27 protein-coding genes are annotated in these 21,719 nt (G+C 41.3%); 1 reads left to right on the plus strand and 26 read right to left on the minus strand.

Annotated features, from left to right (window positions below; genetic code table 11):
• Positions 1-49: 49 nt before the first annotated feature.
• The 22 genes from spoIVB to LD028_RS14780 form a co-directional block, all read right to left on the minus strand.
• Positions 50-1,327, minus strand: a complete 1,278-nt coding sequence (gene spoIVB / locus LD028_RS14675; RefSeq protein ID WP_237812197.1) for a SpoIVB peptidase — start codon at positions 1,325-1,327, stop codon at positions 50-52.
• A gap of 115 nt (positions 1,328-1,442) precedes the next feature.
• The gene (recN, locus tag LD028_RS14680; protein WP_077428729.1) at positions 1,443-3,173 is read right to left on the minus strand and encodes a DNA repair protein RecN; all 1,731 of its coding nucleotides are present in this window, start codon (positions 3,171-3,173) and stop codon (positions 1,443-1,445) included.
• A gap of 18 nt (positions 3,174-3,191) precedes the next feature.
• Complete coding sequence (gene ahrC / locus LD028_RS14685; protein ID WP_237812198.1) at positions 3,192-3,641, minus strand: transcriptional regulator AhrC/ArgR; 450 nt, start codon at positions 3,639-3,641, stop codon at positions 3,192-3,194.
• Between the two features lie 93 nt (positions 3,642-3,734).
• The gene (locus tag LD028_RS14690) at positions 3,735-4,580 is read right to left on the minus strand and encodes a TlyA family RNA methyltransferase (RefSeq protein ID WP_237812199.1); all 846 of its coding nucleotides are present in this window, start codon (positions 4,578-4,580) and stop codon (positions 3,735-3,737) included.
• A gap of 3 nt (positions 4,581-4,583) precedes the next feature.
• On the minus strand, positions 4,584-6,476 hold the full coding sequence (gene dxs, locus LD028_RS14695) for a 1-deoxy-D-xylulose-5-phosphate synthase (protein ID WP_237812200.1): 1,893 nt from the start codon (positions 6,474-6,476) through the stop codon (positions 4,584-4,586).
• 169 nt (positions 6,477-6,645) lie between these two features.
• Positions 6,646-7,518: a polyprenyl synthetase family protein gene (locus LD028_RS14700; protein WP_004889604.1), complete on the minus strand. Its 873-nt coding sequence runs from the start codon at positions 7,516-7,518 to the stop codon at positions 6,646-6,648.
• Between the two features lie 2 nt (positions 7,519-7,520).
• Positions 7,521-7,733 carry an exodeoxyribonuclease VII small subunit gene (locus LD028_RS14705; RefSeq protein WP_004889602.1) on the minus strand — a complete coding sequence of 71 codons (213 nt, stop codon included), beginning with the start codon at positions 7,731-7,733 and terminating at the stop codon, positions 7,521-7,523.
• On the minus strand, positions 7,730-9,070 hold the full coding sequence (gene xseA / locus LD028_RS14710; protein ID WP_237812282.1) for an exodeoxyribonuclease VII large subunit: 1,341 nt from the start codon (positions 9,068-9,070) through the stop codon (positions 7,730-7,732). The genes LD028_RS14705 and xseA overlap by 4 nt, the downstream gene beginning before the upstream one ends.
• 23 nt (positions 9,071-9,093) lie before the next feature.
• Positions 9,094-9,945, minus strand: coding sequence for a bifunctional methylenetetrahydrofolate dehydrogenase/methenyltetrahydrofolate cyclohydrolase FolD (gene folD / locus LD028_RS14715; protein WP_237812201.1), 852 nt, complete (start codon positions 9,943-9,945; stop codon positions 9,094-9,096).
• A 23-nt stretch (positions 9,946-9,968) separates the two neighbouring features.
• Positions 9,969-10,355 carry a transcription antitermination factor NusB gene (gene nusB / locus LD028_RS14720; protein ID WP_004889599.1) on the minus strand — a complete coding sequence of 129 codons (387 nt, stop codon included), beginning with the start codon at positions 10,353-10,355 and terminating at the stop codon, positions 9,969-9,971.
• Positions 10,356-10,475: 120 nt separating this feature from the next.
• Positions 10,476-10,871, minus strand: coding sequence for an Asp23/Gls24 family envelope stress response protein (locus LD028_RS14725; RefSeq protein ID WP_006318015.1), 396 nt, complete (start codon positions 10,869-10,871; stop codon positions 10,476-10,478).
• 21 nt (positions 10,872-10,892) lie between these two features.
• Positions 10,893-12,245, minus strand: coding sequence for an acetyl-CoA carboxylase biotin carboxylase subunit (gene accC / locus LD028_RS14730; protein ID WP_237812202.1), 1,353 nt, complete (start codon positions 12,243-12,245; stop codon positions 10,893-10,895).
• A 13-nt stretch (positions 12,246-12,258) separates the two neighbouring features.
• On the minus strand, positions 12,259-12,759 hold the full coding sequence (accB, locus tag LD028_RS14735; protein WP_077428735.1) for an acetyl-CoA carboxylase biotin carboxyl carrier protein: 501 nt from the start codon (positions 12,757-12,759) through the stop codon (positions 12,259-12,261).
• Positions 12,760-12,949: 190 nt separating this feature from the next.
• Complete coding sequence (locus LD028_RS14740; protein WP_004889595.1) at positions 12,950-13,513, minus strand: SpoIIIAH-like family protein; 564 nt, start codon at positions 13,511-13,513, stop codon at positions 12,950-12,952.
• Positions 13,514-13,525: 12 nt separating this feature from the next.
• The gene (spoIIIAG, locus tag LD028_RS14745) at positions 13,526-14,092 is read right to left on the minus strand and encodes a stage III sporulation protein AG (protein ID WP_237812203.1); all 567 of its coding nucleotides are present in this window, start codon (positions 14,090-14,092) and stop codon (positions 13,526-13,528) included.
• A 6-nt stretch (positions 14,093-14,098) separates the two neighbouring features.
• Positions 14,099-14,677 carry a stage III sporulation protein AF gene (gene spoIIIAF, locus LD028_RS14750; RefSeq protein WP_237812204.1) on the minus strand — a complete coding sequence of 193 codons (579 nt, stop codon included), beginning with the start codon at positions 14,675-14,677 and terminating at the stop codon, positions 14,099-14,101.
• Between the two features lie 7 nt (positions 14,678-14,684).
• Positions 14,685-15,845 carry a stage III sporulation protein AE gene (gene spoIIIAE / locus LD028_RS14755; RefSeq protein ID WP_237812205.1) on the minus strand — a complete coding sequence of 387 codons (1,161 nt, stop codon included), beginning with the start codon at positions 15,843-15,845 and terminating at the stop codon, positions 14,685-14,687.
• Between the two features lie 4 nt (positions 15,846-15,849).
• Positions 15,850-16,251, minus strand: a complete 402-nt coding sequence (gene spoIIIAD / locus LD028_RS14760) for a stage III sporulation protein AD (RefSeq protein ID WP_268915724.1) — start codon at positions 16,249-16,251, stop codon at positions 15,850-15,852.
• Between the two features lie 6 nt (positions 16,252-16,257).
• The gene (gene spoIIIAC, locus LD028_RS14765; protein ID WP_006318008.1) at positions 16,258-16,464 is read right to left on the minus strand and encodes a stage III sporulation protein AC; all 207 of its coding nucleotides are present in this window, start codon (positions 16,462-16,464) and stop codon (positions 16,258-16,260) included.
• 15 nt (positions 16,465-16,479) lie between these two features.
• Positions 16,480-16,992 (minus strand): stage III sporulation protein SpoIIIAB, encoded by a 513-nt coding sequence (gene spoIIIAB, locus LD028_RS14770; RefSeq protein ID WP_237812206.1) that lies wholly within the window; start codon positions 16,990-16,992, stop codon positions 16,480-16,482.
• A complete protein-coding gene (spoIIIAA, locus tag LD028_RS14775; protein ID WP_237812207.1) occupies positions 16,993-17,916 on the minus strand; it encodes a stage III sporulation protein AA in 924 nt (307 codons plus the stop codon). It lies immediately after the preceding gene.
• 12 nt (positions 17,917-17,928) lie between these two features.
• Positions 17,929-18,201 carry a YqhV family protein gene (locus LD028_RS14780; protein ID WP_006318004.1) on the minus strand — a complete coding sequence of 91 codons (273 nt, stop codon included), beginning with the start codon at positions 18,199-18,201 and terminating at the stop codon, positions 17,929-17,931.
• A 217-nt stretch (positions 18,202-18,418) separates the two neighbouring features.
• Here LD028_RS14780 and LD028_RS14785 point away from each other — a divergent pair, with 217 nt between their 5' ends.
• A complete protein-coding gene (locus LD028_RS14785; RefSeq protein ID WP_006318003.1) occupies positions 18,419-18,934 on the plus strand; it encodes a GNAT family N-acetyltransferase in 516 nt (171 codons plus the stop codon).
• Between the two features lie 42 nt (positions 18,935-18,976).
• Here the strand turns inward: LD028_RS14785 and efp are convergent, their stop codons facing one another.
• Genes efp through LD028_RS14805 form a run of 4 tightly spaced genes read right to left on the minus strand, consistent with a single transcriptional unit; the run spans position 18,977 to position 21,665 of the window.
• Complete coding sequence (gene efp / locus LD028_RS14790; protein ID WP_237812208.1) at positions 18,977-19,534, minus strand: elongation factor P; 558 nt, start codon at positions 19,532-19,534, stop codon at positions 18,977-18,979.
• Positions 19,535-19,552: 18 nt separating this feature from the next.
• Positions 19,553-20,614 carry a M24 family metallopeptidase gene (locus LD028_RS14795; protein ID WP_237812209.1) on the minus strand — a complete coding sequence of 354 codons (1,062 nt, stop codon included), beginning with the start codon at positions 20,612-20,614 and terminating at the stop codon, positions 19,553-19,555.
• A 2-nt stretch (positions 20,615-20,616) separates the two neighbouring features.
• Positions 20,617-21,063, minus strand: coding sequence for a type II 3-dehydroquinate dehydratase (aroQ, locus tag LD028_RS14800; protein WP_237812210.1), 447 nt, complete (start codon positions 21,061-21,063; stop codon positions 20,617-20,619).
• 38 nt (positions 21,064-21,101) lie between these two features.
• A complete protein-coding gene (locus LD028_RS14805) occupies positions 21,102-21,665 on the minus strand; it encodes a YqhR family membrane protein (protein WP_035019491.1) in 564 nt (187 codons plus the stop codon).
• Between the last annotated feature and the right edge of the window lie 54 nt (positions 21,666-21,719).

Genomic DNA, 21,719 nt, shown 5'->3' on the forward strand with positions numbered 1-21,719 from the left:
CATGATAAAGTATGACAAATTGCGTGGAAAAACAAAAAGCAAGCTAATATCAGCTCGCTTTTTGTTCGTTTCGATCATAAATGTTAATTCCAGCTTCATGCAACATCCATTCAATGTGCACGCCGTAGCCGGATGTCGGATCGTTAACAAACACGTGTGTCACAGCCCCAACAAGTTTTCCATCTTGAATAATCGGGCTTCCACTCATCCCTTGAACGATTCCACCCGTTTTTTCTAACAGTCGTGGATCGGTTACTTTGATGACCATTCCTTTTGTAGCTGGGAATTTTTGCGGTGTCACACTAACGATTTCAACATCAAACGCTTCCACCCGATCTTGCTCGACGACGGTTAATATTTTTGCTGAACCTTTTTTTACGTCTGTCGACAGAGCAACGGGCATCGGTTTGTCAAAAATACCATTTTGAATCGGTTTTGAGAGTTTACCAAAAATACCGAACGGGCTGTTCGTTTTAATGTCACCAATCACTTGTTTATCGGCCGAAAATCTCGCCAGTTTTTCACCAGGACTTCCGTTTCTTCCTTTATCGATCGCCGTCACTGTCGACTTAACAATCGTTCCATCCCGAACGACAATCGGCTTTTTCGTATCCATGTCGGAGATGACATGCCCGAGTGCTCCATATATGTTTGATTTCGGATCGAAAAACGTCATTGTTCCAATTCCTGCTGCTGAGTCGCGAATGTATAATCCGATACGATACGCCTGATCGTGCTTATCTTTCAACGGAGTCAGTGTTGTTTCAAACGTATGGTGATCACGAGCAACGGTTAATCGTAAAGGTTTACCCGTTCTTCCCGCCTCTTCAATGAATGGAGAAACATCCGTCATTTTTTCGATTTTTTGTCCGTTAATGTGGGTAATCGCGTCCCCTACTTGAATGCCAGCCTTCTCCCCGGGAGATTGTTTTCCTTGTTCCGTCTCCACTAAATGGTGACCGACGACAAGAACGCCAATCGTATTTAACTTCACGCCGATCGATTGACCACCGGGAACAACTTTGAAATCTGGCAATACTTTTACATTTACTTGTTTAATTGGAAATCCTGCCATTTGTAAAATGACATCGCTTTCTCCAACATGTTCTCCACTAATCGCTAATTTTTCTTTTTGTCGAACAGAAACAGCGTTTGTCGTTATCGCATGAGCAGAACCGAACACAGGCACATGAGCCGTTTGTCCTTGAAATAATACAATTTGTTTTGGAATATTTACATACTTTTGAAATGGTGTTGCCATACTTAGAACGATAAAAGAAACAAGGAGAAATGCACCTATTCCTTTTCTTAACTTGTCAAAATTCAAATGTCTTCACTCTCCTCGTTCCTACGTACACACCGAATCCTACACTATTTAATGTTGCCTGAAACGAATGAAATATAACCGGATAAAATGAAAAAAACAATGTCAATGTTGGTATTTATGTTGTTTCGTTTTTGATCTTTTTAGCTAATTGCAATAACTCACGTGCATGCTGTTTCGTTAAGTCTGTAATCTCCACTCCAGAAATCATACGGCTAATTTCGTTAATTTTTTCTTGTTCGTTTAACGCTTCCACCGTTGTTGTTGTCCGTCCATCTTTCGTTTCTTTTGCAATAAATAAATGCGTATCCGCCATCGCTGCCACTTGTGGTAAGTGCGAAATGCATAATACTTGCGAATGGCGTGCCACGCGATAAATTTTTTCCGCAATGGCTTGAGCGACGCGACCGCTTACACCGGTATCGACTTCATCAAAAATAATAGATGTGACACCTTGATGTTTAGAGAAAATGCTCTTTAAGGCAAGCATCATGCGCGATAATTCTCCACCTGATGCAACTTTGGCAAGCGGTTTTAACGGTTCCCCTGGATTCGTTGAAATGTAAAACTCCACTTCGTCCATTCCGTCTGCTTGCAACTTTACAGGCGTTCCGTCAAGCAATGGATCATCGTACGTTCCTTGCCTTTTTCGAAAAACAACATCAAACGTCGTTTTTTCCATGTATAAATCTTTTAGTTCTTGATGAATGTCGTCGATCAGTTGTTTCGCATATTGCATACGCAATTCGCTTATATGTTTCGCTTCAACTAATAAATCAGCCGTAATGGATTGAAGTTCGGTCTGCAATTTATGAATATGATCATCGCGGTGTTGAATCGTTTCAATTTCTTCTTCCACTTTCGCCGCATATTCTAAGATGTCACGTACTGTTTGGCCGTATTTGCGTTTCAAATGGTTAATTTCATTTAAGCGACTTTCAATTTCATCAAGTCGAAGCGGATCGTATTCTAATTGATCTAATTGCTCACGCAGTTGATGGGCCACTTCTTCTAACAAATAATAACAGTTCGATACAACTTCTTGGGCTTGTTTCAACGATGAATCGATTTCGCTCACATGATCTAAATGATTCATCGCTAATCCAATCCAATCAAGTCCGCGTTGCTCCCCGTAAAGCGCTTCATAGCTACTTTGTAACGCCTCGTATATTTTCTGGAAGTTAACGATTTTTCGCCGCTCTTCCATTAGCTGTTCATCTTCATCTAACTGTAGCTCTGCTTTTTGAATTTCATCTAACTGAAAAGTTAATAAATCTAAACGATGCGCCATTTGTTGCTCATTTTCATTTAACTTTTGCAGTTGACGCTTGACTCGCTCGTATGCCGCATATAAAGCTTTATATTCCTCTAATGCGTCGCGAATACGCTCGCCTCCATATTCATCTAATAAATATAAATGCTTATTTTCATCAAGCAATTCTTGATGCTCATGTTGTCCGTGAATATCTACAAGTGTGGAGCCAATTTCACGCAATGTCGCGATCGTGACTAATTTTCCGTTTACGCGACAGACGCTTTTTCCGTTTATCGTTAGCTCTCGACGAAGCACAATCATCCCATCGCTTATATCGATGCCAAGCTCGGCACATTTGCTGTAACACGGGTGATCATCTTGTTCAAGCAAAAAAAGACCTTCGATTTCTGCTTTTGTTTCGCCGTATCGAACAAATTCTGCTGAGCCGCGTCCGCCAATTAACAAATGAATGGCATCAATAATAATGGATTTTCCCGCTCCCGTTTCTCCAGTTAAAACGGTTAATCCTTTTTCAAACGAAAGCGAAAGGGATTCAATAATGGCAAAATTTTTGATAGATAACTCCGCTAACATCTTACGCTCACACCTTTATTACAGCATGTCCAACAATCGTTTTGAAATAACTTCTGTATCTTCTGGCGTGCGGCAAATAATTAAGCAAGTATCATCCCCACAAATCGTGCCAACAATTTCATCCCATTCTAAATGATCGAGCAGTACACCGATAGCATGCGCATTTCCCGGCAGCGTTTTCATAACGAGCAGGTGACCTGCTCCATCAATTTTTACAAATGCATCTATGAGCGCTCGTTTTAACTTTTGGAGCGGATTAAATCGTTGATCGGCAGGTAAGCTATATTTATATCGCCCATCCATCATCGGCACTTTTACTAAATGAAGTTCTTTAATGTCACGAGACACCGTTGCTTGCGTGACGTTAAAACCTTCTTTGCGCAACATATCAACAAGCTCATCTTGTGTTTCAATATCATGATTTGAAATAATTTCACGAATTTTAATATGACGTTGTCCTTTATTCAACGAAAACACCTCTTTCGTGTGTATAACATATGCATATTTATACTTCTATGTTACCGAACGACAGACGAGCAAACAAGAGGGAATAACCGATCGTTATTCCCCCGCATGTTCTTTATTTTCTTTCAACTCGCCGTGTGCCCTGGCAACTACTTCTTCTGGAGAAACAGTCAAGCGATTTTCTCCTACTTCTTCTTTGCCTTCCCAACGTAAATGAAGCAAAAATTCAATATTTCCGTCACCGCCTGTAATCGGCGAGTGGGTTAGCCCAATAATGTCGTACCCTTCTTGTTGCGCAAATGCAGTAATTGTTTCAAGTACGTGCACATGAACACGTGCATCGCGGACAATCCCCTTTTTTCCGACAAACTCTTTTCCCGCTTCAAATTGCGGTTTGACTAAAGCAACGATATCGCTATGCGGCACTAAAATCGTTTTTAAGACGGGTAAAATTAATTTTAATGAAATAAACGACACATCGATCGTTGCAAAGTTTGGTAAGCCGTGTTGAAAATCACTCGGTGTCACATAACGAAAGTTCGTCCGCTCCATGACTACAACACGTTCATCTTGACGCAGTTTCCATGCGAGCTGATTGTATCCCACATCAAGAGCGTACGACAACTTCACTCCATTTTGCAACGCACAGTCCGTAAATCCGCCTGTCGATGCACCAATGTCAACCATAATCTTATCTTTTACTTCAAGCGCGAACATTTGTAATGCTTTTTCAAGTTTGAGCCCACCGCGACTTACATACGGTAGCGCACTTCCTTTCACCGTTAGCGGAATGTCCACGGGAACTTTTTCCCCTGGTTTGTCAAGCCGCATTTCGTTTGAATACACAAGGCCAGCCATAATCGTTCGCTTCGCCTTTTCGCGCGTTTCAGCCAATCCGCGTTCGACAAGCAATACATCTAAACGTTCTTTCTTCCCTTTCATCTCTCATGCCCTTTTTCTTTTTTTCGGAGTTAATAAACAAATTCGTTCCATTACATGTTCTGTCGTTAGTCCAATTTCTTCAAGAAGTTGCGACACACCGCCATGTTCAATAAAACGGTCCGGAATGCCCATTCGATCAATAATCGCCCCATGATACCCGTGATCATGAGCAAATTCAATTACAGCACTACCAAATCCACCTTGAAGTACCGCTTCTTCAATCGTAAGTAACGGCATGTTTTGTTGTAGTAGCGTATGCAACATCGCTTCATCAAGTGGCTTAATAAAACGAGCGTTGACAACTTGTACAGAAATGCCTTCATTTGCAAGACGTTCAGCTGCTTGAAGCGCCATCGGAATCGTCGTACCGAACGTTAGAATGGCAGCGTCTGTTCCTTCACGCAACACTTCCCACGTACCGATCGGAATTTTTTTCAATTGCTTATCCATCGGTACACCAAGACCATTACCACGCGGAAAACGCATCGCAATCGGACCGTCATCGTATTGAATGGCTGTATATACCATATGTTGCCCCTCATTTTCATCTTTTGGCATCATTAACACGATGTTTGGAATGTGGCGTAAAAAGGCGATGTCAAACACGCCTTGATGCGTTTCGCCGTCCGCACCGACGAGACCTGCACGGTCAATACCAAGAAACACATTTAAGTTTTGACGGCAAATATCGTGAACAACTTGGTCGTACGCCCGTTGTAAAAATGTTGAATAAATTGCTAAAAACGGTTTCATCCCTTGCGTTGCTAAACCAGCAGCCATCGTGGCAGCATGTTGCTCAGCAATACCGACGTCGTACATACGATCAGGGAATTCGCTTGCGAACCCTTCTAATTTTGAGCCAACAGGCATCGCAGGCGTAATGGCAACAATGCGACGATCTTCGCGCGCTAATTTACGCACCGTTTCACTCACGAGTGCACTCCAAGATGGAGCAGATTGCTTTGATTGGATGAAATCACCCGTTTCAATTTTATACGGTCCTGTTCCATGCCACGTTCCGACTTTGTCGCTTTCCGCCGGATGATATCCTTTTCCTTTTTTCGTTATGACATGAACAAGAACAGGCCCTTTCGTCTTTTTCGCATAATGTAAGTTTTCAAATAAATCTTCAAAGTTATGGCCATCTACCGGCCCAAAGTACGTAAAGCCTAACTCTTCAAAAAATACGCCTGAAACAAGCAAATATTTAATGCTATCTTTGACACGTTCCGCTGTTGTAGCAAGCTTTCCACCGACAGCTGGAATTTTCTTTAACAACATTTCTAATTCATCTTTTACCCAATGATACTTTCCTGCTGTTCGCAGGCGACCAAGTACATTATGAAGCGCCCCGACGTTTGGAGCAATTGACATTTCGTTATCGTTTAAAATGACAACCATATCTTTTTTCTCATGTCCGATATGGTTTAACGCTTCTAGCGCCATTCCGCCGGTGAGCGCGCCGTCTCCGATGATCGGAACGATATATTCGTTTGTTCCCTTTAAGTCGCGCGCAATCGCCATACCCATTGCAGCAGATAACGATGTCGAGCTATGCCCCGTTTCCCATACGTCATGTTCGCTTTCGCTACGTTTTGGAAAGCCGCACAATCCTTTATATTGTCGCAACGTATCAAATTGACTAGCACGCCCAGTTAAAATTTTATGCACATACGACTGATGGCCAACATCCCAAATGAGTTTATCTTTCGGGCTATCAAACACTTTATGAAGCGCAATCGTCAATTCAACGACTCCGAGATTCGGACCAATATGCCCACCTGTTTTCGATAATTTCTCAATTAAAAATTGTCGAATTTGCTCGCTCAATTGAACGAGTTGTTCATTTGACATTTGCTTTAAAAATTTTGGGTTTTGAATCGCTGTAACATCCAACGCGATCACTCTCTTTCATGTAAGCTAAAACCTGATATCATACAATTTTATGTATTTTAATTATACAGATAAACATGTTTGTACGCAAAAAAGAGCCGCTTACACGAACGTGTGAACGGCTAACATTTCTTTTCCACTATACCACATGTTGCTTCTTTCCTCAACGCTATTAATGATCGCGTGTTTCGACAATATCACAAATATAATGTAATAGCGATGCATCAATTTTTGCTTCATCAAGAAGTTTGCGAGCTTCTTTCATATGATCGGAAAGTTTTTTCTTTGCTCCATCAAGCGTCAAAAGAGAAGGATATGTCGATTTATCATTTTCAATATCGCTTCCTACTTTTTTTCCGATCTTTTGTTCGTCTCCTTCAATGTCTAAAATGTCGTCGCGAATTTGAAACGCTAAACCGAGATGATCGGCAAATAATGTTAACAACGTTAATTGTTGTTCTGTTGCTTCACCTAATATCGCACCTGCTCGAACGCTATATTGCAACAACTTTCCAGTTTTATGGCGGTGAATGTATTCTAATTGTTGCAAACTGATTGTTTTTCCTTCTCCTTCAAGGTCGGCTACTTGTCCGCCAACCATTCCTTCGGGTCCAGCTGCTTTTGCTAATTCAGAAATAAGACGAACTTTTACATCTGATGAAATGGTTTTGTCATCTGCAACTACTTGAAAAGCGTATGTCAGTAACGCGTCGCCTGCTAAAATCGCATTCGCTTCACCAAACACTTTATGATTTGTCGGTTTACCCCGCCGTAAATCATCGTTATCCATGCTCGGCAAATCGTCATGAATGAGTGAATACGTATGAATCATTTCAAGCGCACAGGCAACAGACATACCGATGCCAATTGGTTTACGAAACGCATGTAACGTTGAGAGCAACAAAAGAGGGCGAATCCGTTTTCCTCCTGCTCGCAACGAGTAGAGCATCGCTTCTTTAATTGTTTGAGGTGCTTGCAACGATTCAATATACGTCGGTAGCTGCTGTTCGATTTGCTCTTTATATTGTCGCAATAACCGTTCCACGTTTATTCCTCCTGCACTGTAAACGGTTCAAGCTGTCCATCTTCCCGTAAAATAAATTCCATTTGTTTTTCCACTTGTTGTAGCTTGTCGTGACAAAACTTCGATAATTTCATGCCCTCTTGAAAAAAATGAATCGCTTCTTCAAGCGGAACGTCCCCTTCTTCTAACTTTTGCACAATTTCTTCAAGTTTGTTCATCGCTTCTTCAAACGTCATACGTTCTCCTCCTCAATATTTGAAACAATACAATGTGCGCGCCCGTCTTGAAAGCGGATATGAACACGATCCCCTGTTTGCAATTGTTTTACTGTCTTAATGAGCGTTTCTTGCTCATCATACGCAAGGCTGTAGCCACGCTCCATAATTTTTAATGGGCTGAGCGCATCGAGCTTCGTCATCGTTGTTACAAGCGACCATTTTTTTTGTTTGATCACATCGTTCATATTACGAACAATTGTTTGTTGTAACGTACGAACGCAATCAGCCGCTTTTTCGATTCGCGATTGTGGATGATGTGCAAACAATGTCAGTTGCAACTGTTGGAGTTTATGTTCTTTTTGCTTTAACATATCGTTCATTTGTCGTTGCAATCGGTCAACAAGCATATCTAACTGCTGCTCTTTTTGTTCGTAAAGCCGTTTCGGATAGCGAAACGCATACGATGAACGCAACGATTGAAGCCGTTTTTGTTCCGCATTTAACCGTTCTTTCGTCGCTCGAATGAGACGAGCTTGTTGGTCGGATACACGCGAAAGCAAATCTGCGACATGCGGCACAGCAAGTTCCGCTGCCCCTGTCGGCGTCGGCGCACGCAAATCCGCAACAAAATCAGCGATCGTATAGTCTGTTTCATGTCCGACGGCAGAAATAATCGGAACGCGCGAGGCAAAAATCGCTCGCGCCACGATTTCTTCGTTAAACACCCAAAGTTCTTCAATCGAACCTCCACCGCGTCCGACGATGAGCACGTCAATATATCCAATATCATTTGCTTTTTGAATCGATTGAACGATCGATAACGGAGCCTGCTCCCCTTGAACGAGCGTCGGAAATAAAATCACTTTTGCGAGCGGATAGCGGCGGCGAATCGTCGTTAAAATATCGCGAATCGCTGCCCCCGTTGGCGATGTTACAACACCAATATGTTGCGGGAATTTCGGAATCGGCTTTTTATGCTCTTTAGCAAATAGCCCTTCCTGCTCTAGTTTCTTTTTTAACTGCTCATACGCTAAATAAAGCGCACCGACACCATCCGGTTGCATCTCTTTTACGTATACTTGATACGTTCCGCTTGGCTCGTATACGGAAATTTCACCGCGTACAAGCACAGTCATTCCGTTTTCTGGTTTAAATGTTAGCTGGCGATTATACCCTGCGAACATAACGGCTTGAATGCGCGCTTGTTCATCTTTTAACGTAAAGTACATATGTCCACGAGAATGATATGTAAAGTTGGAAATTTCACCTTTAATCCATAAATCTTGCAAATGGGGATCGACTTCAAATTTCCGCTTAATATACTTCGTTAACGCTGCAACCGTTACGTACCTCATCTCTGCCACAAAAATAACCTCGCTTACTTATGTTGTTCACGCGCTGCTTGCACTGTATTGTGCAACAGCATCGTAATCGTCATCGGTCCGACACCTTTTGGCACAGGAGTAATGTAGCTTGCTACTTGTTTTACATCATCAAAATCGACATCTCCGCATAACTTTCCGTTTTCTAGTCGATTCACACCGACGTCGATTACAATTGCTCCTTCTTTCACATATGAAGACGTAATAAGCTTCGGTTTGCCGACCGCAACAATTAAAATATCTGCTTGGCGTGTGATCGCTTCTAAATCGTTCGTTCGGGAATGGCAATACGTGACTGTCGCATGTTCGCGCAAAAATAGTTGACCGACCGGCTTGCCGACGATATTACTTCTCCCAACGACGACGACATGTTTTCCTGTAATATCAACTTGCAAAGATTGAACCATATACAAAATACCATACGGTGTACAAGGCAAAAACGTTTGTTGCCCCGTCATCATTCGCCCGACGTTTAACGGATGGAAACCATCGACATCTTTTTCGGGCGCAATCGCTTCAATCACATGTAGCTCATTAATTTGCGGTGGCAACGGCAATTGCACTAAAATGCCGTGTATTGAGCGATCTTTGTTTAGACGAGCAATTTGCTCTAGCAAAAACGATTCGGATATGTCATTTGGAAAAGTCAGCAAAACAGAACGAATTCCAATTTCTTCACATGCCTTTTGTTTCGCTTTTACGTACGATTGTGAAGCAGGATGATCTCCAACAAGAATAACAGCTAACGCTGGCTCAATACCTTCTCGTTTTAACTGTTCGACTTCTTTTGCTAACTGCGCTCGCTTTTCTTTTGCTAATTCAAAACCGTTAATGATTTGTGCTGCCATAAATCCTTCTCCCCCTTATTCTTTTAAGACAATGTTTCTTTTATTTTTGCAAGCACGCCGTTAATAAAGCGACTTGATTTTTCATCGCCAAATACTTTGGCTAACTCAATAGCTTCATCCATACTTACACTCAACGGGATATCATCCATATATTTCATTTCAAATACAGCCATACGTAAAATCGAGCGATCGACGTTTGCGACACGCTCTAACGTCCATTTTTCTAAATGTTGGCGCAATAAGTCATCAATTTCTTTTTGGTATTTAACTACGCCAAAAACAAGCATCTCCATAAACGGATCTGTTTCTTCTTCAATGACGTTCGCAACCGCTTCGTGTGGCTCAATGCCTCCTACGTCAATTTGAAACAATGCTTGTAACGCTTTTTCTCTTGCTGTATGCCGCTTCATGACCAAAACCCTTTCTATCATATTGTCGAAAATTATATCATGATCATAACATATTTCGACGAAAGAAAACACTCACCTATGGAAAAAGGGCGATCTCATCAATGAGATTGCCCCCCTTCTTTATTCGACTTCCGATTCTGGTTTCGATGACTCGAATTGAACGCCGACAATATGAACGTTCACTTCAGCTGTCTCTAGCCCCGTCATCGTCAACAATGCTTGACGAACGTTTTCTTGAATTTTTTGTGAGACGGTTGGAATGGACACACCAAAGTTCATGACACAATAAATATCAATGATAATACCACGGTCTGTTAAGTCGACTTTTACACCTTTGCCATGATTTTTTTTCCCTAGCCGTTCTACAACACCGGCAGCAAAGTTGCCGCGCATTTGTGCTACACCCTCAATTTCAGATGCCGCAATGCCGGCGATGACTTCAATCACTTCCGGTGCAATTTCTACTTTCCCTAAACCGTTATGGCCATTTTCCATTTCTAATACGTGTTCAGACATAACAAATGCCCTCCTTTATCATTAAGAGTTCATTACATCGTATGTTTCTAAAAACTTTGTATTAAAGTTTCCTTCGACAAACTTTTCATGCTCAAGCAATTTCAAATGAAACGGAATCGTTGTATGAACTCCTTCAATAACAAACTCACTCAAAGCGCGTTTCATACGTGCGATCGCTTCTTCGCGCGTCGGTGCATGAACGATCAGTTTGGCAATCATCGAATCGTAATACGGCGGAATCGTATAACCTGGATAAGTAGCAGAATCCACTCGCACACCAAATCCCCCTGGAGGCAAGTACATTTGAATTTTCCCGGCTGATGGCATAAAGTTTTTCGCAGGGTTTTCCGCGTTAATACGGCATTCGATGGACCAACCGTTAAACGTCACATCTTCTTGTTTCAATGTTAATTTTTCACCAGAGGCAACGCGAATTTGCTCTTTAATTAAATCGACACCTGTTACCATTTCCGTTACAGGATGTTCTACTTGAATGCGCGTGTTCATCTCCATAAAATAAAACTGGCGATTACGATAGTCGTAAATAAATTCAACTGTTCCTGCTCCCGTATATTGAACGGCTTGCGCTGCTTTGACAGCTGCTTCCCCCATTTTTTGACGCATTTCTTCATCAAGTACAGGGGATGGTGTTTCTTCTAGCAATTTTTGCAAACGACGTTGAATTGTACAATCGCGCTCACCAAGATGAATCACATTTCCATATGAATCGGCTAACACTTGAATTTCCACATGACGAAAATCTTCAATGTATTTTTCAATATATACCCCTGGATTTCCAAACGCTGTTGCTGCTTCTTGTTGTGTGATCGTAATTCCTTTAATGAGCTCTTGCTCATTTCGAGCGACTCGAATGCCTTTTCCACCGCCACCTGCAGTTGCCTTAATAATAACAGGATACCCGATTTCGTTCGCTAGCGCAATTGCCTCGTCAATGCTTTCAATAATTCCTTGTGAGCCAGGAACGATCGGAACCCCAGCTTGTCTCATCGTCTCACGTGCAACATCTTTCGTTCCCATTTTTGTAATCGCTTCCGGACTTGGTCCGACAAACGTTACGTTACACTCACGGCATAGCTCAGCAAAATCAGCATTTTCAGCTAAAAAACCATATCCTGGGTGAATGGCGTCACATTGGGTTAACGTTGCCACACTCATGATGTTTGTGAAATTTAAATAGCTGTCTTTAGACGTTTTTGGACCGATACAATATGCTTCGTCTGCTAATTGAACATGAAGCGCTTCACGATCCGCCTCAGAAAATACAGCAACCGTCTCGATGCCAAGTTCTTTGCACGCCCGAATAATTCGAACAGCAATTTCCCCACGATTGGCGATTAACAATTTTTTTATCATCTCGATCGCTCCTTTATTCAGGCTTCACAAGGAATAAAGGTTGTCCGTATTCAACGAGCTGGCCGTTTTTCACAAGCACTTCTACAATTTCTCCATCGACTTCTGCTTCGATTTCGTTAAACAATTTCATTGCTTCAACAATACATACAATCGTATCTTTTTTCACTTTATCGCCAACTTTTACGTACGGCGCAGCATCTGGTGACGGTGCTGCATAAAACGTACCGACCATCGGCGACGTAATCGTATGTAAGTTTTCTGTTGCAACAACTTGTTTTTCAGGCTTCACTTCTTCTTTCACTTCCACCTTTTCAACAACTGGTGTCACCGGCGTTTGTTGTTGAACGACAGCTGTTTGTGGCACGTCCACTTTCGGTGCGGCAACAACAACTTGTTCTGTTGCTCCAGCTTTTTTCATTTTAATTTTTGAGCCGTCGTGTTCATATACAAACTCGACAATGTTTGACTCGTTTACTAATCGGATTAATTCGCGAATTTCTTGGATTTTCAACATTGACTTACACCCCTCGCCCCATCATTTGTAGAAAAAGATTATACAATACCATGATACGACACACCTTTTCCATTATTCAATAAAATGATAAGAAAATGTTAGTAAATTTATATCTGGTCATAAAAACAATTATTATTATATAGTATTATAAATTTCGTTTTCAACCGAAAAAAAATAACCGGATTTCCGGTTATTTTTGGAAACGAACAGCTACGTCTTGGACGCGGCCAAGTTCACTTTGCACGAGTTGGATAATTTCATTCGCGGCTTTTTTTGAATGTTCTTTTGCTTTTACTGTAATATGCACTTGATTTTCGTGAACGCGAACAAGGGCATCGTCGTATCCTTTCGATTTAATTAACGTTTCTAACACTGCTTCTTTTTCTGCAATGTTCGATAGTTGTTGCAACTGATCAATCGCCTTGCTTTTTTCTTCGGCAGATACATTATTGGAAGCGACAATGGCATTGAGTTCTTGACGTAACTTGCTTCGCTCATCCTCAATTTCGAGTCGAAGCGCTGTAAATAAATCGTCGCTTCCTGTATTCGTTTGTTCAACAGTCACGTCTTCCTCATTTGCGACTTCTTCTTTCATCGCTTCATCCGTCGGTGTTAAACCTTTTTCATTGTTTGCCTCTTCCTTTTGTTCAAACGCTACTTGCTCTGTAAGCTGAGGACTTGTTACATAATACACCGATAAGACGACAACTAAACTAAACATGGTTAACAACCAAACCGTTTGTTTTTTCAACATATGTTCTCCCCCTTACTTTTTTGGTAAAACAGCAACGCGATGGCTTGGAACATTCAACGTTCTCGTCACTGCTTCGACAATCCATTTTTTCACTTGCACTTGATCGGCTCCTTTCGCAACAACAAGCACACCACGAATTTCCGGCTTTCTCGTTTGCAAAACGAGAGGTGTTTCTTCGTCTCCTTTGCGCACGATCACAATTTTTTCGTCTGTTGATTCATCTTGAATTTCACGCTTTCCTCCTTCTTTATCTTCTTCCATCGTTCGCTTTTTTTGAACGGTTGCATTTTTTTCAAGTACGTTTTGCTCTGTGGCATCAACATTTACGATCACTTTTACTTCACCAACGCCAACAATCGCTTCAAGCGCTTCTTTTAGTTGTTGTTCGTATCGTTCTTCATAGTCGGCAATTTGCTTTAATTTTTTTTCTTCATCTGATTGGCGAAATACAGCTTGAGTTGCTTCTTGCTGAACTTGTTTGGAAGAAGAAAAGTTGAACACGTTGCCAAAAATCATAAACGATAAGCCGAAAACGAAAAGGATGACGATCAATCCGTTTTTTTCAACCCATTGTTTCACCCCTCCCTACTCCCTCCTTTCTAGATGAATCGTAATCATCTCTGGATCCACTTCCCACATATGCGCTAAAAAGCGGGCAATGTCGTCATGTTGTTCCGTTGTTGATGGCGATGATTGAATGCGAATGGGCTTGACAACAGAAGTCGCTTCTTCTGCCAACTCTACCGTAATTGCTTCAATCGGAGGTGGGATTTGGTCTGATTCCCCAATCGTTAATGAAACGTCCGTCACCGTTAACCCATATGTGCGCATCAACTCCTCAGCCACTGTGTTCTTTAGCTGGACAGCCATTTGTTCTAAAATATATGCACGTTGTGAAGCTTGTATTTCTTTTTTCTTTCTTTCAATGTCATTTTCAATCGTTTCGTTTTGTTGTCGCTGAACTGAAGCAAACCACGTATCTACGTTCCCGTGAAACAAACGAAGAAGCGGAGAAAATAAAATGAAAATAAACAATAGGCCGACGACCATTTTTACATACTTTTGAAACGAACCGTTTGGTAAAATCAGTTCAATGACAACGGCTAGCAAAATAAATGTAATGAGATGAGAAATCCATTCTGTCAAGAGTCCCACAGCGTCCATTCCCCTTTCAGCGAACCATCATCGTTAAATTTCCTGCTGCAATGATGACGGTCATACTTAAAAAAAACATAAGCGATACGATCATCAAAGCAACGAGTACATACATAATGCTTTTGCCCATGATGCTTAAACAGGAAATGACGATGCCTCCTCCCATCGGTTGTAATATAGCAGCTGCTAGTTGATAAATAAGCGCGATGACTAAAATTTTGATCGCTGGAAACGCTGCAATTAAGAGCAATAAAGCGACTCCGAACAACCCAACTGTATTTTTTAATAAGACAGAGGCAGTGACGACGGTGTCAGCAGCGTCAGTGAACATTCGTCCAATAATGGGAATGAAGTTTCCTGCGACAAATTTAGCCGCCCGTATCGCAATTCCATCGGCAATGGCGGTTGTCGCTCCTTTGACAGACAACACGCCGAAGAAAATCGTCAACATGATCCCGAGTGAACCGACGCTAATGTTGCGCAACAAATTTGCTAGTTTTGTTACTTTATAATGTTCGCTCAACAAGCTAACAATGCTTAAAATTGTCGCTAAAAACAAAAGCGGCAATGAAAAACGCTCAACGACCGTCCCTGTTATATTCATAAAAAACAGCACAATCGGATGGAAAAAGGCAACAGATACAACTCCCCCCGATGACGCCATAAGCGCCAGTAAAATGGGTAAAAGCGCAATCATAAAGCTTGTCATCGTCTGAATAGCTTCTTTCGCATACGTGACGGCAACATGAAAACTGTTTAGTGCAATAATCATCAGCACCATATAAACAACTGCATGTGCAACTTTACTGACAGCATGGTGTGAAAACGCGTTTTGTAACGATTGTAAAAATAAACTAAATACCGTTAGTAAAATAAGCATACCAAGCAATTTTCCATTTGCCATCAGCTCGTACAATAAAAACTTTATAAACGCCTGTAACCATTCACTAATCGATAGTTCTTTTTCGCCATTTATAAACTGCCAAAACGATCCTTTTTGACTTTCCGGGAGCAACCCGCCGTATTGTTGAACGATATGATCCCAATATTGCTTAATTGACTCTACCCCAACTTGTTCTGCTTGTTGTTTGACTAGCTCATTCGTTGGCGGTGAAGCTTGTACAATAGAAGGCAAGAAAAAAAGAAAAAAGAGAAATAAGATCGGAGCGCGCTTCATGTCATCACCCCTTCATCGGAAGAAAACTCAAAATGGTTTCGATTAGAGCAGTTAAAATTGGGATGGCCATCGCTAAAATTAAAATTTTCCCACCAAGTTCAATTTTTCCCGCAATCGCTCCCTGTCCTGCATCTTTTGAAATTTGTGCACCAAACTCCGCAATATAGGCAATGCCAATAATTTTCAAAATCGTTTCAACGTACACGGTTTGAACGTGTGCTTCATTCGCTAACGTTTGAACCATGCGAAAAATGTCTTGAATGCGATCAATTAAGAATAAAAAAATAACTGTTCCGACAAAAACGGTCAGTAAAAGCGAAATATTCGACTTATGTTCGTTTAAAATCGTCACTAAAAACGTGGCAATCAATCCAAGTCCAACAATTTGTAAAATATCAATGGGTATTCCCTCCTAACTTTGAAACAAAAAAACGGATTTAATTTTTTGAAATAAGTCTTGGACGATCGAAATAACTAAAAATAAAATATAAATAAACCCTAATAATGTAACCCATTGAGCGTATTCTTTTTTTCCGAATCCTTCTAACACCGTATGCAAAAAAGCAACAATAATACCTACACCAGCAATACGAAAAATTAAATCTACGTCAACTCCCATTTTGAATGTCCTCCTCTATATGAGTAAAAGCACGATGAGAATGCCGGTTAATACCCCTAAACTTTTCATCATTTTTTCATAGCGCTGTTGTTTTTCAATGGCATCCCCTTCTTCTCTCTCTAAATGCACCATCGTTAAGCGAATGTAATTTTGCTGAATTTCATGATCGTACTGCCCAAGCGTTTCGCCAAACTGCTTCATAATTTCCAATTCTCCTTCTTTTAAAGCGGTCATTTTCCATACTTCGTGCAAACTTTCTTCCCAAGCTTGCCGAGCGTTCATCGTTCCTTTTTGCAACTTTTGCGCAAACGATTCAAACAACCATGATAACGGTCGCGATAGTTGCTGGGATAAGCGAAGGGAGGCGTCTATTAACGGTGTATGCCCGTACATAATTTCTGCTTCAAGCGACTGCAATGCCATTTTTAACTGACGCAACTGTTTTGTACGCTCTCGTAAAAGTCGCGATGCTTCAAAACCGGACCATGTCGTTGCTAATATGATGCATACTGCTCCGATCCATTTCATTTACATCACACTCATCTTTCGATATACGTCGCGACCGTTTGAATCGCGAATGGCTTGAATCGTTCCAGGACGTCCGATATTCGTCAATTCAACAAAGCGCTCAAATACAGCTTGTTCTATAATCGGACGCAGCGATGGACGCTTCATTAAATCGTCCAGATGGCGACCGTGCGCTGTCATAAATAAGCCAACTCCTGCATGAACCGCTTCTAAAATAGCCGTACAATCCGCTTCGCTTCCAATTTCGTCAACAATTAAAACATCTGGGCTCATGGAACGGATCATCATCATCATTCCTTCGGCCTTCGGGCATGCATCGAGCACATCGACGCGGCATCCGAATGTAAATTGCGGAATGCCTTTGACACACCCAGCAATTTCTGATCGTTCATCGACAATGCCAACTTTTCGAGGAGCAATATGCTGCTCTGTCACTCCACTACTGACGATGCGTGCAATATCGCGAAGGAGTGTTGTTTTTCCTGTTTGCGGTGCGCCAATGATGATCGTATTCATCCATCGTCCGTCGTATAAGTAAGGAAGAAGTGGCTCAGCTATGCCGATTTGTTGTCGAGCTATCCGAATGTTAAATGACGTAATATGTCGGATCGCTTTTACTTTTCCGTCTTCTACAATCACTTTTCCGGCTAAACCGACGCGATGCCCACCTTGAATCGTGATGTAGCCTTTTTTTAACTCTTCCTCGATTGTGTAAAGAGAATATTGACTTAGTTTATTTAATAGTTCGACACCTTCTTCCGTTTGTACAACATGCGGACATATGTACGACCTCCCACCAGCAATGACTTCCAGCGGCCGATGAATACGAATGCGAATTTCTTCAATCGTAGACTGGGGAAAAATAGAAAACGATTGAATGGCATCAACAAGCGTTTTAGGCAATATATTCAACACTGCTTGCATTCTCTTCCCCCCTCATTTCACGACATAAATACCGATCAATATACATACAACCCCAGCGCCGATCCATGCGAGCTTAAATAATGATAGCTCGTTCGCTACTGCCACAAGCCCAATCATCATGACAACGAAAAAAATCGTCGGACCGACAACCGCAAGCAATGTGTTGACCGCAAGCGCCTTTTTTACGTCGTTGAACGACAACATAACGATCGCTGCGCTTAACTCAATCGCTGCAGATAAAAAACGTAACCCTGCCATCGTCCAAACCGTTGCATCAATTTTCATCGCATCCTCCTTGTACAACAGTGCTAGTACAACGTATGCAGAAATGAGACAATTCAGAAGTATAGAGAGGAAAATTTATAGAGAAAGATGTTTACAGATGAGAAGGATATGTATACAATTTTTATACAAAAAGAGGGGATTGCTCATAACCATTTGGAAAGATTCATGGTGAAGCATCAAGCGATATGCTAAATAACAAATGAAGGGAATAATCAAGATGGCATACGTCATTCGCAAAATGAAACGAGAAGATATAAAACAAGTTCAATATATAGCGAAAATAACTTGGAATGCTACATATGAGGGTGTTATCCCTTCGGATGTGCAAGAAAATTTTTTAAAATCAGCTTACAATGACGAGCGCATGAAACAACGATTACAATACTCTACTCTTTTTGTAGCTGAAGTAGAAAACAACATTGTGGGGTTTGCTAACTTTTCTTCAGTAAGAGAAGATGGAAATGTGGAGTTATGGGCTATTTATGTTCATCCAGAACACCAAGGCAAAGGAATCGGTTCAGCTTTGTTGCAAAAAGGAATACAAGACATAGACGGTATAAATAAAATTTATGTAAATGTAGAAAAAGATAATCAAATCGGAAAGACCTTTTATGAAGCTAAAGGTTTTGAAGTTGTGAAAGAGTTTGTTGAGGAATTTAATGGTCATACGTTAAAAACAATTCAAATGGTGCTAAAACTAAAAAAATCCCATATACAAAATTCAGCTTGTTGACAAAGCCAACAAGCTGAATTTCTCAATTTTTACAATTTTCCATTACGCACGTGATACGTATGTGCCGTCTATTGTGTTAATAATTAATACATCGCCTTCATTAACGAAGAACGGTACTTGAACGACAAGACCTGTCTCTAACGTTGCTGGTTTAGAACCACCTGATGCTGTATCACCTTTAATGCCTGGCTCTGTTTCAACAACTTTTAACTCAACGGTGTTTGGCAATTCAACACCGATCGTTTCACCTTGGTACATCATAATGAATACTTCCATGTTTTCTTTTAAAAACTTTAATTCATGCTCAATTTGTTTTGCAGGAAGTTCAATTTGCTCATATGATTCCATATCCATGAATACATGTTGATCGCCGTTTGCATATAAATATTGCATTTTGCGGTTGTCGATTTGTGCTTTACTTACTTTTTCACCTGCGCGGAACGTTTTTTCTTGAATTGCACCTGTGCGCAAGTTACGAAGTTTTGAGCGAACGAACGCTGCACCTTTTCCTGGTTTCACATGTTGGAATTCGATGACGCGCCAAATGTCACCATCGACTTCAATTGTTAAGCCTGTACGAAAATCGTTTACTGAAATCATGTTCATTTCCTCCTACGTCTATAAAGTAATGAGATCTTTTGGTGAAAGAGTGAGCCGCTCATTGCCGTTTTCTGTAATGACGATGTCATCTTCAATGCGAACACCGCCTAATCCCGCTATGTAAATGCCCGGTTCCACCGTCACAACCATTCCCGGCTGTAGCACTGTATCCGAACGCATCGAAAGCGCCGGCATTTCGTGTACTTCCATGCCGAGACCATGACCAGTGGAATGCCCAAAATACTCACCAAATCCGCAAGCAGAAATGTAATCGCGTGTGAGCGCATCTGCCTCTCGCCCTGTCATCCCTGGACGAATATGTTCAACACCACGAAGCTGAGCTTGCAACACGACATCATATATGCGCTTTAACTCGTCACTTACATCTCCAACTGCAACCGTTCTCGTAATATCAGAGCAATATCCTTTATAATATGCCCCAAAATCAAGCGTGACGAACTCACCTTTTTCAATGACTTTATCTGTCGCCACTCCATGTGGCAACGCTGAGCGCACGCCAGATGCAACGATAATATCAAACGATGAACTTGTCGCTCCTTGTTTGCGCATAAAAAATTCTAACTCATTTGCCACGTCTATTTCACGCACACCTGGGCGAATAAAATCGAGAATATGATGAAAGGCGGCATCGGCAATTTCGGCTGCTTCCTTTAATATCTTAATCTCTGCTTCTGACTTAATCAAGCGTAACTTTTCAACCGCGCCGGAAACAGGAACGAGCGTCGCTTTGATCGCTTTTTCATATGCTGAAAACGTTGCATATGAAAGATCGTCTTGCTCAAATCCAAGCTTTTGAATGCCTAATCGTTCGACTTGTTTCGCTACTTCTTCAATGAGCGTTTGCGTATGTTGCACAATTTCATATCCTTCAATTTGTCTTGTCGCTTGTTCAACGTAGCGAAAATCTGTAATGAATACGGCGTCTGTTTCGCTAATTAAAACAACACCTGCCGTTCCTGTAAAATTCGTCATATAGCGACGGTTATATTCATTTGTAATAAGAAATCCGTCAATGCCATGTTCGGCAAATTGTGCACGAAGTTTTTGTACTTTATTCAATGTTATTTCTCCTTCCCTTCAACTATATCAAGCAACGCTAAAATCGCCAATCGATATCCGTTTACACCAAGACCGACAATTTGCCCGGCCGTCACAGGAGCAAGAACAGATTGATGACGAAACGGCTCCCTTGCGTGAATATTTGAAATATGTACTTCAATGACTGGCGTTTGTATGCTTGCAATTGCATCACGCAAGGCATAACTGTAATGCGTAAACGCTCCGGGATTGAAAATGATCCCGTCATATAACGACTCCGCCCGATGAATTTGATCAATTAACGCGCCTTCATAATTGCTTTGATAGCACGTTAACTCTACTTCATATTCACTAGCAAATTCCGTTAGCTGTTTTTCTAGTTGTGCAAGTGTCGTATGGCCATAAATGTGTGGCTCCCTCATGCCGAGACGATTTAAGTTCGGACCGTTTAAAAGGAGGAATCGAACCATTCCCCCTCTCCCCCCTTTGCTGATGAAAATACATATGGTTATTTTACCACATCGGCCTGTTTTTGTCGCCTCATCTCTGCTACTTCGAATGAAATGGAATAACCGATAAACATTCCATATAAAATGTAAAAGCATACCATCGTGACAACCGTATTTCGCTCAAGTTGTGGAACAGCTTTTAATTGAGGAAAAATCGGATTTAATACGTAAAAAACAAGCACCCATAGCCCGATGCCGAAAGCGACGCCTGGCCAAATACCTTGACGATTTTTTAAAAAAGCATAGTATACAAATGCGGCAACGACAGAAGCAATCCCAATGAACAAAATCGCAATCGTCTGACCGAGCGCTCCGTTTTTCCAATCACCGATTGCCCATGGTTGCAAAATGAAATTTGGCGCTACCTCTGTAAAATGGAAAAAATAAGCACAGTATGCGAGGAAACTCCAAAACACACCTCCAATAAAACCAATTAATGCAACTTTTGCTAAAACGGGCATTGGTTTTTCTCTTTTATTTTGTTCTAGTTGTGCATCTTGTTTCATTTTTGTTTGCACAGCAATCACCTCCGTTTTTATCTTGTCCAAAATGTTGGATCTCATGTGTATGAGCTCTCATTTTTGGCAACAATACGAATACAAACGATACATCGACCT

The sequence above is a fragment of the Anoxybacillus sp. LAT27 genome (genome assembly GCF_022030075.1).
Classification (GTDB): Bacteria; Bacillota; Bacilli; order Bacillales; family Anoxybacillaceae; genus Anoxybacillus; species Anoxybacillus kestanbolensis.